The sequence below is a fragment of the Methylomonas sp. HYX-M1 genome (assembly GCF_040741385.1).
In the GTDB taxonomy this organism is placed as follows: domain Bacteria; phylum Pseudomonadota; class Gammaproteobacteria; order Methylococcales; family Methylomonadaceae; genus Methylomonas; species Methylomonas rhizoryzae.
Genome location: NZ_CP160405.1, coordinates 1,151,271 through 1,163,623, shown reverse-complemented (window position 1 = coordinate 1,163,623; position 12,353 = coordinate 1,151,271). Strand labels below are relative to the sequence as shown.

The following is a 12,353-nucleotide window of genomic DNA, read 5'->3' as shown; positions in this document are numbered from 1 at the left end:
TTCGGCATTTCCATGGCAACGATTTCCGTTTTGAACGGCCCTAATTTGAATATGTTAGGCGTACGCGAACCCGGACTTTACGGTCATAAAACCCTTACAGACATTGCCGCCGGTTTGGAGAAAATGGCAAACGATTTAGGCCATGTTTTACAATTTTTTCAGAGTAACGCCGAACACGAAATCGTCGGCCGGATACATCAAGCGTACCACGACCAGGTCGATTTCATCATTATTAATCCGGCCGCGTTTACTCACACCAGCGTAGCGATACGCGACGCTTTGCTGGCCACCAAGATTGCATTCATTGAAGTACATTTGTCCAATGTGCATGCCCGCGAGCCTTTCAGGCAACACTCATACTTTTCGGATATCGCCTTAGGCGTTATTTGCGGCTTGGGTGCACGCGGTTACGAACTGGCTTTTCAAGCCGCTCATCAGATCTTACACGAGAGAACTCAGAACAATGGATATTAGAAAAATAAAAAAACTCATCGATCTTATCGAGGAATCCGATATTGCTGAGATAGAAATTTCAGAAGGCGAAGAATCCGTTCGCATTAGCCGGTATTCCGCTACGGCCCCGGTTGTACACGCCGCACCGCTTGCCACAGCCGCTCCGACCGGCGCACCCGCGGCAGCCGCCGCTCCGATTGCCGCTCCGGCGGAAGAAAAAATCAGTGGCCACGTGGTCAAATCGCCGATGGTCGGCACCTTCTACCGCTCGGCGTCGCCCGGCTCGGCCGCATTTGTCGAAATCGGCCAATCGGTTTCCGCCGGTCAGACCCTGTGCATCATCGAAGCGATGAAAATCCTTAATCAAATCGAAGCCGATAAAAGCGGCAAAATCAAACAAATTTTGGTCGAGAATGCCCATCCCGTGGAATACGGTCAGCCATTATTCGTGATCGAATAAACGCTAACAGGGGGATAGTCATGTTCGAAAAAATAGTCATAGCCAATCGCGGCGAAATTGCTCTGCGCGTATTACGCGCATGCCGCGAACTGGGCATTAAAACCGTCGCCGTATTTTCCGAAGCGGACAGGGATTTGAAGCACGTACGTCTGGCCGACGAAGCCGTCTGTATCGGCCCCGCGCCGTCGGCGCAAAGCTATCTGAACATCCCGGCCATCATCAGTGCCGCGGAAGTCACCGACGCCGAAGCCATCCATCCCGGCTACGGCTTTTTATCGGAAAACGCCGACTTTTCCGAAAAAGTCAGCCAAAGCGGCTTTGTGTTCATCGGGCCCAAACCCGAAACCATCCGCATGATGGGCGACAAAATCTCCGCCAAAAAAGCCATGCTCGCGGCCGGCATACCCTGCGTCCCCGGCAACGGCGAGCCTTTGAGCGATAACGACGACGCCAATTTGCAACTCGCGCGCGAAGTGGGTTATCCCGTCATCATCAAAGCCGCCGGCGGCGGCGGCGGCCGCGGCATGCGGGTGGTACACACGGAAGCAGCCTTGATCGGCGCAATTTCCCTGACCAAAAGCGAAGCCATGGCCGCGTTCGGCAACGGCACCGTGTACATGGAAAAGTTTTTGGAAGACCCGCGCCACATCGAGTTTCAAGTGTTGGCCGATTCGCACGGCAACGCGATCCACTTGGGCGAACGCGATTGCTCCATGCAGCGCCGTCACCAAAAAGTGGTGGAAGAAGCGCCCGCGCCCGGTATCACCGCAGAACAACGAGCGAAGATGGGTGAACGTTGCGCCCAAGCCTGCCGTGAAATCGGCTATTTGGGCGCCGGCACCTTCGAATTTTTGTACGAAAAAGGCCAGTTTTATTTCATCGAGATGAATACTCGGGTGCAAGTGGAGCATCCGGTGACCGAGATGATCACCGGTTTCGACATCGTCAAAGAGCAATTACGCATCGCCGCCGGCCTACCGCTGTCCATCAGCCAAGAACAAGTGCGTTTTACCGGCCATGCCATCGAATGCCGGCTGAACGCCGAAGATCCGAAAACGTTCATACCCTGCCCCGGCACCATAGAACAATTCCATATGCCCGGCGGCCCCGGCATCCGCTGCGAAACCCATATCTACAACGGCTACCGAGTTCCGCCTTACTACGATTCGATGATAGGCAAATTAATCGCACACGGCGACGACCGCAACAGCGCCATCGCCAGAATGCGCACCGCTCTGAGCGAAATGGTCATAGACGGCATCAAAACCAACATTCCGTTGCAGCAAAGCATCATGAACGATTCCGCCTTCGTCGAAGGCGGCCAAAACATCCATTACCTGGAAAAGAAACTGGGCATCCACTAATAACCGGCTGGAGCGGAGTAGGATACTTCGCTCCAGCCGACCTATCTCCATCTCCCGCACTATGGCCTGGCACCAGCTTTCCATCGTCACGGACGAGCAAACCGCTCCGGAACTGTCGGATTTTTTCAGCGAATTAGGCGCGGTTTCGGTCACTTACAGCGACGCCGAAGACGAGCCGGTTTACGAACCCGCTATCGACCAAACCCAAATCTGGAGCCACACCCGGGTGACTGCATTGTTCGAATTGGATACCGACCCGGACGTCGTACAAACCTTGCTGTTCAATCAATTTATCGGCCGCCCTCTAGCGTATTGGCAAGCGGAAGTCATTCAAGACCAGGCCTGGGAACGGGCCTGGATGGACTATTTTCAACCCATGCAATTTGCCGGCAAATTTTGGGTCTGCCCCAGCGGCCAAGAAATCAATCAACCGGGGCAAATTTGCATGACCTTGGACCCGGGCTTAGCCTTCGGTACCGGCACCCACCCCACTACCGCGATGTGCTTGGAATGGCTGGCCGCCCATCCGCTTGCCGGCAAAACCCTGATCGATTACGGCTGCGGCTCGGGCATCCTGGCCGTAGCCGCAATATTGCTAGGCGCCGAGCGGGCCGACGGTGTGGATATCGATCCGCAAGCCCTCACCGCAACCCAATACAACGCCGATAAAAACCGGGTAGCCGACAAAATCGCCTACTACCTGCCGGAGCAGTTTCACGGCGTACCCGCCGACGTAGTGGTCGCCAATATTCTCGCCAATCCGTTGATAAAACTAGCCCCCACCATAGCCGCCCTGGTCAAACCCGGCGGCGATCTGGTGCTATCCGGCATCTTGCACGACCAGGCCGACATGGTGGCCGCAGCCTATCGCGCCCAAGGCCTAACGGTTTCCGAACCGGTACGGCTGGAGGATTGGTGCCGCCTGGACGCCCGAAAACCCGCTTGACATGTTTAGCCGCTGTCCGCATTGCGACCGGCAGCAACCGGTCAGTACCCAACAATTGCGAGAAACGCGGGGCTTGTTAACCTGCGTCGCTTGCCGGCGTGCGTTCGACGCGTTACCGAGTTTGAGCGACGAAGCCGGCGAACGGATAAACCCGATAGCCGCCGCCCCGATCGACCTGCCGGAGCACGACCGGCCCAACGCACAGTGGCCGTGGCTGGTCGGTAATGCCTGGTTGTTGCTAGTGCTGATTTTACAATTCGTCTATTTCAAGGCCGGCCCATCATGGCAGCAATCCTACCTATACGCCGATCTTGTAGCACTATCCGCCCGATTCGGCCTTAACCTGCCGGCGTATCGCAATCCCTCGGCCTGGTCGGTATCGCACACCGAACTCAAACCTTATTTGGCCTCCGGCTATAAGCTGAGTGCGGTACTCACCAACCAAGCCGCGGTCAACCAAGCCTTGCCCGATTTGAAACTGGCCGTGACCGATTTGACCGGCCGCACCGTCGCCGAACGTATATTTCCCGCCGGGCAATTCGGCGGTAACGCGCTGTGGACCCCGCAACAATCACTACACATACAACTGGCTTTGGTCATTCCCGCCATCGAACCCGCCGGTTTTAGCCTAACGCCGATATAATTCCGATGACTTACCCCGCTCTGTTTTTAAAAAAACACGAAGATAAACGCTTACGACAAGGCCATTTATGGGTATTTAGCAACGAAATCGACAGCAAACGCAGCCCGCTGGAACAATTCGAACCCGGCAGTTTAGCGGTATTGCACGACAGCAGCGCCCAGCCGATGGGCGTGGTTTACGTCAATCCGCACGCCTTGATCTGCGCCCGGCTGTTGACACGCAAACCCAACAGCAGCATAGGCGAAAAATTTTTCCGTTCCCGGCTGCAACAAGCCATGAAATTGCGCCGGCGCTGGTTCGACAAACCGTTTTACCGCCTGGTTTACGGCGAAAGCGACGGTTTGCCGGGCTTGGTGATCGATCGCTACGACAGCGTACTGTCGGTGCAGATCACCACGGCCGGCATGGAAAACCTGAAGCCGGTGCTACTCAAAGTCCTGATCGAGCTGATAGCACCGCAAGCGATTTTGCTGAAAAACGACAACAGCCAGCGGCAATTGGAAAATCTAAGCCTGGAGACGGCACTGGCCCACGGCACCTTGCCCGAGCGCGTACTGATCGAAGAAAACGGCATCCGCTACCTAACCGATATTGCCGCCGGCCAAAAGACCGGCTGGTTTTACGACCACAGAGTCAGCCGGGCGCAATTAGCCGGCTGGAGCAAAGGGCTCAAGGTCCTGGATTTATTCAGTTACGCCGGCGCTTGGGGTATAGCCGCGGCCGCGGCAGGAGCCGACGAAGTGACTTGCGTCGACAGCTCGGAACACGCCTTAAGTCTGGCCAAGGAATCCTCGGCCTTGAACGGAGTCGGCGACCGGTTGCAATGCGTGCGTAGCGACGTGTTCGAGTTTTTGAAACAAGCCCGCGATCAGCATTTACATTTCGACGCCATCGTGCTGGACCCGCCGGCGCTGATCAAACGCAAGAAAGATTATCAAGCCGGCTACGAAGCCTACCGGCGCCTAAATCAATTGGCGCTGCAAGTGCTGGCCAACGACGGCTTGCTGGTATCGGCGTCGTGTTCTCATCATTTACATCGGGCGGATTTGCAGGAAATCCTGCGCGGCTCGGCCAAACACATCGATAGACATCTGACTTTCGTCGCCGCCGGCGGCCAGGGCCCCGACCACCCTATATTACCGGCGATGCCGGAGACCGAATACCTGAAAACCTTTTTTTGTGCGGTCTCGGCCAGGATGTAAGGACAACAATGGCGAAAACCTATCCGCCTTGCCTGCTGTGCGGTCAACCGGTCAAACTCGCCGGCTTCAGTTTGCCGTGCCCGCAAAGCGGCGAGACGCGGCACTTCTGCTGCGAAGGTTGTTTAAGAATTTACCAACTGCTCGAACCCGAGCGCGACACAACCCACCCAAGGAGATAATAAAAATGAAAGCCTGCGAATCCTGCGCCGAGCGCGTCAACATCGGTTGCCATCACAAACAGAAATCGGTCCTCTCGCGCGCCATCGGCCTGGTGTTTATCTATTTGCCGATTTTGACGCTGCCGTTCGTGTTCCTCAGCGCTTATTTGACTTATTTCAGCCTGAAATTGGTCGGCGCGGAAAACGTCAAAACCTACCGCGACTTTTTGCCCGACCGCGCCAGTCACCGCTACACCTTGAAAAACCAAATCGTCATGGACGGTTCGTTTAAATTGAGCATGGCGCAATCCAAATTGTTCTGGATCCTGAACTGCACCTGGTATTGCCCGTTCAGCGTAGGCCTGTTCGAATGGCACGCTTATTTGGTCAAAGTGGTGGAAAACTGGTGGTGCCCGTTCGGCCACAGCCGCAAAAACAGCTACAGCGACGGCGCCATCGACCAATCGTTCTGGCACATCTATCCGGAAGAACGCGCCAAACTGACAGAAGAAGACTTGAATAATCCTATTTTTACCAACGAGGCGGACCCTAAATAAGCCCGGCGCGCCGCCGCCGATGCCGCAGCGGCGCGCCCTACCCACCTTACAATTCGCGGGTAGCGCTGAACACGATGTCCGGCCAGCGCTCTTCGGTCAGCTGCAAATTGACCCGGCTGGTGGCCAAATACACCAAATAGCCGCCGCCGTCTTCCGCTAGATTTTCGAAGGCCTTGTTTTTGAATTCTTCCAACTTGAGCGGATTCGCCGAGCTGACCCAGCGCACGGTGCTGATCGGCGAGGCGTCGTAAGAACACTCCACGTTGTACTCGTGCTTCAAACGGTGCGCGGTCACGTCAAACTGCAAAATACCAACCGCGCCTAATATCAAATCGTTATTCTTCAAGGGCTTGAACAACTGCGTGGCCCCCTCTTCGGTCAGTTGCACCAAACCTTTTTGCAAAGCCTTGGCCCGTAACGGATCTTTCAACACCACGCGGCGAAACAGCTCCGGCGCAAAATACGGGATGCCGCCGAACTTGAGCGTCTCGCCTTGGGTAAAGGTGTCGCCCACCTGTATGGTGCCGTGGTTGTGCAATCCGATGATATCGCCGGGATAAGCTTCCTCGACGTTCTTGCGGCTGTCGGCCTGAAAGGTAATCGCGTTGGCGACTTGAATGCCTTTGCCTGTCCTGACGTGATGCATTTTCATGCCCCGGTCGAACTTGCCGGAACAAATGCGCATGAACGCCACCCTATCGCGGTGGGCCGGGTCCATATTGGCCTGAATTTTGAACACGAAGCCGCTGAACTTGTCTTCCTCGGGCTGCACCAAACGCTGTTCGGATTGGCGCGGCCGCGGCGGCGGCGCAAACTCGGCGAAGGCATCCAGCAATTCGACAATGCCGAAATTGTTGATTGCCGAGCCGAAAAACACGGGCGTTTGTTCGCCGCGCAAATATTTTTCCAGATCGAATTCGTGACTGGCACCCTTTACCAATTCGATTTCTTCGCGCAATTCGTCGGCCTGCAAACCCAGCAACTCGTCCAGATGCGGATTGTTTATCCCTTTGACGGTCTCGGACTGGGCAATCTTGCCGCCGTGATGCGGACTGAACAAAATCGTCTCGTCCTTGTACATTTGGTATACGCCTTTAAAGCGCTTGCCCATGCCGATAGGCCAGGTCATCGGCGCGCATTCGATTTTCAGCACGCTTTCGACCTCATCCAACAGCTCTATCGGCTCGCGGCCTTCCCGGTCCAATTTGTTGATAAAGGTCAGAATGGGCGTATCGCGCAAACGGCATACTTCCATCAGCTTGATGGTCCGGTCCTCGACCCCTTTGGCCACGTCGATCACCATCAAGGCCGAATCCACCGCGGTCAAGGTACGGTAGGTATCTTCCGAGAAATCCTCGTGGCCCGGAGTATCCAGCAAGTTGATGATGGCGTCTTTGTGCTCAAACTGCATCACCGACGTGGTTACCGAAATACCCCGCTCCTTTTCCATCTCCATCCAGTCGGAAGTCGCGTGCCTGGCCGCTTTACGGCCTTTGACCGAACCGGCCAGCTGAATCGCCCCGCCGAACAACAGCAGTTTTTCGGTGATGGTGGTTTTACCGGCGTCCGGGTGGGAAATGATGGCAAAAGTGCGGCGACGCTTGAATTCAGTAGCTTGCATGGAGGTTCGAATCTGATTGGGGAGTTTTCGCAGCCTAACAGCGGCCACGAAATCATTGCGTTGGTTAGCCGGCATTATATCGCAGCCGGACCGCAATGCCGCTAACTGCGGCTTAGTAGGACGCTCGGCCACGACAAAACCGCCCGTCAAGGCTATCCGCCCGCTATACGTAGCCATACCGTTTAATTTGGCCGGCATGCCGGATAGCAAGCGGGCGCGCCGAATAAGCAATGTGCGATCTAGCTTCCATGCCGACTTCACGCCGTACCAGCCAATGCCAGCAACGCGGGTTTTCTTCTTGACCATCCCATACCCAAACCAGGGCATGCAGATAATCGGCGATCAAAAAGCCTTTTTCGGCCTCACGCGGTCAGTCGCTGCCAGGCTTCCGGGTGCTTGCGCGGCCGCCCACCGGTCTACGCGTCGGACTGTGCATTGCGGCTGGCGGTGGCTTGGCTTTCTACCCCGCCCGAACCATTCGGGTACGGCTCAGGGTCTTGCAGATAAATCGTTTGACCACAATGCACATCCGCAACAAAACGGCAGCCTTATGCTCAACACCCCGCAGGAAAGCCGGTTCCTTGCCGTAGCCGCCGTCAATGCCGACGTAGCCGAATTGAATCCCGCGTTGCCGGGCGATTTCCAGCATCGCCAGTGTCAGTTGAAATTTACTGAGAAACTCGCGCGCCTCCTTGAGAATCGCCGCCTTCTTGCAGCGCGCCTCATCAAGACACCAGTCCTCGGACAAATACAGGCGGGCGTCGATTAAGGTGGTCATGTCGCCTCGGCACTCATGCCCTGGGGGTACAAGGTTGCGAAGATGCCCACCTGACAGTTATCCACTTGGCCCAAGCGTCAGTTCGACTGCCGGGCAACACCGGCGGACGCCTCGCCTTTCTTGGCGCTTGTGCCCTTGAGGGTAAAGCCGCTTTCATCAAAAATCTATACCGTACCGGCGGCCCAACCTGAGTGGGTTTAACGCGCACTTTAGCCGGGAAAATGCTAAATTTGCTCAATTGCCAATTCCCATCAACACGCACTTCAGCCCATCGGCCAAGGATTCCGCCTATGAACGCCACAAACCATGCGGCGCCGGACGCCGCACTCGCGCGTCTTAGCCTGGAAACCCGCACCCACAACCTTTACAGCGGCATCGCCATGGAATTGCTGTCCAATGCCATGATAGCGATCGTCATGGCTTCGGTGCTGCTGCAAGTGGCCAATGCCATGCATATTGCCGCCTGGCTGTTGCTGCAAATTCCGGCGCTTTTGTTACGCATCGCGATTACCAGCGCCTACCGCAGCCAACGCGCAGCCGGCAGCCTATCGGATTATGGCAAGTGGTTACAGCTATACCGTTTGCACATGGCCGTATTCGGTTTGATTTGGGGCGCGGCCGCCGTGTTGTTTTTGCCGGCCATTGATGCGCCTTATGTATTCTTCGTGTTGTTTTGCTTGTTCGGCTTGTTTGCCGGCGGTATTACCTTTTTATCGGCCGACAAAATTTCCTACCAATTGTATTGTTCGCCCGCGCTGTTGGCCGGTTTCGCAATCAGTCTAAGCCGCAGCGATTCGCTGCATTTGTCCGCGGCACTGTCGATAGGCCTGATCACCTTGTACTTGTGCGTCAACGGCAAACGCATCAGCGACAACTTCAACGACGTGCTCAAGCAACAATACGCCTTGTCGCAGCGTCAGGCCGAGCTAAGCCGCTACGAATTCATCGTCAACAGCGTGCCGGATGCCATGAGCGTGCTCAATCGCCAACATTGCTACGAAGCGGTCAGCGACGGCTGGTGCGCGCGTATGGGCGTCAAGCGTTCCGAGGCAATCGGCCGCTCCGCGGGCGAAGTTTGGGGTGAGTACCGTTATTCGCAGTTTATCGCCCCGCAATTGGAGCACGTGTTTACCAAAGGCGTACCGCAATCGCATCAGGCCGAAATCGATTTCCCGGCCATCGGGACGCGCGAATGCGCGATCAGCTATTACCCCTACGTTGCCCCAAGCGGAGAAGTCAGCCATACGGTGGTGGTGACCCGCGACATTTCGGAACTGGAAAACGCCAAAAATCAAGCCGAATCAGCCAACCGGGCCAAAAGCGAATTTTTGGCCAGCATGAGCCACGAATTACGCACGCCGCTAAACGCGGTGCTCGGCTTCTCGCAATTGATGGCAATGGACAAGCACAATCCGGCAGAAACCCGCGAAGTTGCCGCGGAAATCGAAAACGCCGGCAAGCACCTGTTGTCCATCATCAACGACCTGATAGACCTGTCCCGCATCGAGGCCGGCAAGCTGGATTACATGATGCAACCCGTCAACGTCCAAGCGGTCATTGCCGACAGTCTGGCCCTGATTGCTCCCAGCGCGCGGGAAAGCAATATAGACATCAACGTCGACTGCGACGGTAGCAAACAGCTTACGGTTTACGCGGACCGCAAGCGTTTGCGGCAAATCGTCATTAATTTTTTATCCAACGGCATCAAATATAACCGGGATGGCGGTCAAGTCCGCTTACGCACGCAGAGCACAGACCGGCAAGTACGCATCAGTGTCAGCGATACCGGCATCGGCATTCCCGCAGACAAACAAAACAGGGTGTTCGAATCGTTCGACCGTCTCGGCGCCGAAAGAAGCCATATCGAAGGTACCGGCATCGGCTTGGTCATCACCAAACGTTTGACGGAAGCCATGGGCGGCGAAATCGGCTTCGACAGCAAGCCGGGACAAGGCAGTACTTTTTGGGTAGGCTTCCCTATTTGCGAAGAATTCGACGCTCAAGTCAACGAATCGGCGCCGCCAACGGCCGGCACCGCCAAAACCGCCGGCCACCGGCGTTACAACGTGCTGTACATCGAAGATAACCCGCAAAACGTCAAATTGATTCGCAGCATTTTCGAGAAGCGCCCCAATATCACCTTATTGGTCGCCGGCAACGCCGAACAAGGCATAGGTCTGGCGTTGGCTAACCCGCCGTCGCTGATCCTGATGGACATCAATTTACCCGGGATGAGCGGTTACCAAGCCTTGGAAACCTTGAAAGCCCATCCGCCGACGGTCAATATCCCGGTCATCGCGGTAACCGCAAACATACCGAAAGAACCGAGTCTCAAAGAAAAAGCGGCCGGTTTTGCCGGTTTTTTGACCAAGCCTATTGAAGTCAGCAAGTTATTCGCTGAAATCGATAAGTTTTTATCGTGATAGACATGCTGGCAGCCGTCCGGCACCTGATTTCCCGGTCGCATCGTCGCCAAGCAAACTAGTTCCCTAATAAGGGATTCCGACGCAAAATATGCTCTTCTCTCCATTTGCTCAGGAGCTTTGTCGTGGCGCACAGCATTTTATTTCGCAAACTCGTCCTAGCTTTACAAGCCGCTAGACGCGACTATCTTGAATCCCGGCAGCGGCCTGCCCCGCTTCCGCATACCGTTCTCGGTTGGGATAGACGCCGCTTCGTCAAAACCTCGGTTGCAGCGGGAATAGGCGGCGTGCTGGAATTGAGCGGCATCGCTCCGGCATTCGCCGGCAAGCCGCAGCCGGCGGCGCGCGTCGCCATTATCGGCGCCGGCATCGCCGGTTTGAACGCCGCATACCGGCTGCGCAAAGCCGGGATTATCGCCACGGTGTACGAAGCCCGCAGCCGACCCGGCGGGCGCATGCTGTCCGTCACTATCGACGACGGCTTGACCGTCGACCTCGGCGCCGAACTGATCAATACCGACCATTTGGAGATGCGCGCGCTAGCCAAAGCCTTCGACATTGCGCTGTTCGACAGACTCAAAGACGCCGCCCGCACTGACATTCCCGAAGAAGCCTATTTTTTCGACGGCCTAAGCTACGACGCCGAGCACTTAGCCGCCGACATATTCGCGCTAGCCGCACAGATTAGCGAAGACGCCGCCCTGATCGACCGGGATTGGGAGCGCTATGCCCCGTTTTTCGATCAGCTTTCGGTTGCCGACTACCTGAATTTGCATGCAGACAAAATCCGGGCAGGCTATGTCCGGGTCTTGTTCGAAAACGCCATTCGTACCGAATACGGCGCGGAACCCGCCGATTCCTCCGCCTTGCAGTTGCTGTTTTTATTACCGCAAGTCGACGGCCGCTCGGTGGAAATACTCGGTTACAGCGACGAGGCGTTTGCGGTCACCGGCGGTTCGGCCCGACTCACCGACGCGCTGGCAGCAGCCTTGCCGGGACAAATCCGCTACGGTAAGGCTTTGCACAGTCTCACGCACTTCGGCGACGGCTATCAATTGACTTTTGCCGACCGCAGCTCGGAATCGGCCGACATCGTGATCGTCGCCATGCCGTTTCCGGCCCTCCGTCAAGTCGCGCTGAATGTGCGGCTGCCCGATTTATTCCGCCGTTTCGTCAACGAAACCGGCTTAGGCGCCAATGAAAAACTGATCGCCGGATTCGCCGAACGATTCTGGCGCAACCCGGCCGGCTTCAGCTTGGCGGCATGGACCGATATGGGGTTTGCCGCCGTATGGGACGAATCGCAACGTCAACCCAAGCGACCGAACGGCGCGCTGAATTTTTTCTTGGGCGGCAAGCAAGTCGAACGGTTAAACCGAAGCCGCGATTTCAAAGCGCTGGGCCGACAATTCATTGCCGAGTTGGAGCGCGTCTTACCCGGCGCCGGCGATTCGGCAACCGGAACCCTGCTGAAAAGCGCATGGGGACGAAGCCGCTTTACCGGCGGCGGATACGCGAACTTTAAGCCCGGACAACTAACCGAATTCGCCGAATTTTTTTGGGTGGAAGCCGGCCCGGCCGATGCACAACAAGTGGTATTCGACAACCTGATTTTTGCCGGCGAGCAACTCAGCGATGCTTATTACGGCTTTATGGAGGGCGGTGCGCAAACCGGGCGTCTAGCCGCCGCCTGCGCCTTGCAGATAGCCCGGAACCACGCATAGTCGGCGCGCAACGCTATCGTTTTC

11 protein-coding genes are annotated in these 12,353 nt (G+C 56.3%); 9 read left to right on the top strand and 2 right to left on the bottom strand.

Annotated elements, in window-relative coordinates; all coding sequences use genetic code 11:
* Positions 1-12 precede the first annotated feature (12 nt).
* From aroQ to AB0A83_RS05380, 7 genes are all read left to right on the top strand, one after another.
* Entirely contained in the window at positions 13-474 is a 462-nt protein-coding gene (gene aroQ, locus AB0A83_RS05410; protein ID WP_150047302.1) for a type II 3-dehydroquinate dehydratase, read from the top strand.
* Positions 464-913: an acetyl-CoA carboxylase biotin carboxyl carrier protein gene (gene accB, locus AB0A83_RS05405; protein WP_150047301.1), complete on the top strand. Its 450-nt coding sequence runs from the start codon at positions 464-466 to the stop codon at positions 911-913. Before aroQ ends, accB begins: the two co-directional genes overlap by 11 nt.
* Positions 914-933: 20 nt before the next feature.
* Positions 934-2,277 (top strand): acetyl-CoA carboxylase biotin carboxylase subunit, encoded by a 1,344-nt coding sequence (gene accC, locus AB0A83_RS05400; protein ID WP_150047300.1) that lies wholly within the window; start codon positions 934-936, stop codon positions 2,275-2,277.
* 61 nt (positions 2,278-2,338) lie between these two features.
* Positions 2,339-3,223: a 50S ribosomal protein L11 methyltransferase gene (gene prmA / locus AB0A83_RS05395; protein WP_150047299.1), complete on the top strand. Its 885-nt coding sequence runs from the start codon at positions 2,339-2,341 to the stop codon at positions 3,221-3,223.
* A gap of 1 nt (position 3,224) precedes the next feature.
* Positions 3,225-3,866, top strand: a complete 642-nt coding sequence (locus AB0A83_RS05390) for a zinc-ribbon and DUF3426 domain-containing protein (RefSeq protein ID WP_367155614.1) — start codon at positions 3,225-3,227, stop codon at positions 3,864-3,866.
* 5 nt (positions 3,867-3,871) lie between these two features.
* On the top strand, positions 3,872-5,068 hold the full coding sequence (locus AB0A83_RS05385; protein ID WP_367155613.1) for a class I SAM-dependent rRNA methyltransferase: 1,197 nt from the start codon (positions 3,872-3,874) through the stop codon (positions 5,066-5,068).
* Positions 5,069-5,252: 184 nt separating this feature from the next.
* A complete protein-coding gene (locus AB0A83_RS05380) occupies positions 5,253-5,783 on the top strand; it encodes a hypothetical protein (RefSeq protein ID WP_150047295.1) in 531 nt (176 codons plus the stop codon).
* 46 nt (positions 5,784-5,829) lie between these two features.
* On the opposite strand, the gene AB0A83_RS05375 is transcribed toward AB0A83_RS05380, so the two are convergent.
* Entirely contained in the window at positions 5,830-7,404 is a 1,575-nt protein-coding gene (locus tag AB0A83_RS05375) for a peptide chain release factor 3 (RefSeq protein ID WP_367155612.1), read from the bottom strand.
* A 460-nt stretch (positions 7,405-7,864) separates the two neighbouring features.
* The gene (locus AB0A83_RS05370; RefSeq protein WP_367155611.1) at positions 7,865-8,182 is read right to left on the bottom strand and encodes a transposase; all 318 of its coding nucleotides are present in this window, start codon (positions 8,180-8,182) and stop codon (positions 7,865-7,867) included.
* A 290-nt stretch (positions 8,183-8,472) separates the two neighbouring features.
* Here AB0A83_RS05370 and AB0A83_RS05365 point away from each other — a divergent pair, with 290 nt between their 5' ends.
* Together AB0A83_RS05365 and AB0A83_RS05360 are read left to right on the top strand one after the other, a co-directional pair.
* Complete coding sequence (locus AB0A83_RS05365) at positions 8,473-10,605, top strand: ATP-binding protein (RefSeq protein ID WP_367155610.1); 2,133 nt, start codon at positions 8,473-8,475, stop codon at positions 10,603-10,605.
* A gap of 125 nt (positions 10,606-10,730) precedes the next feature.
* Positions 10,731-12,329, top strand: coding sequence for a flavin monoamine oxidase family protein (locus AB0A83_RS05360; RefSeq protein ID WP_367155609.1), 1,599 nt, complete (start codon positions 10,731-10,733; stop codon positions 12,327-12,329).
* Positions 12,330-12,353 lie beyond the last annotated feature (24 nt).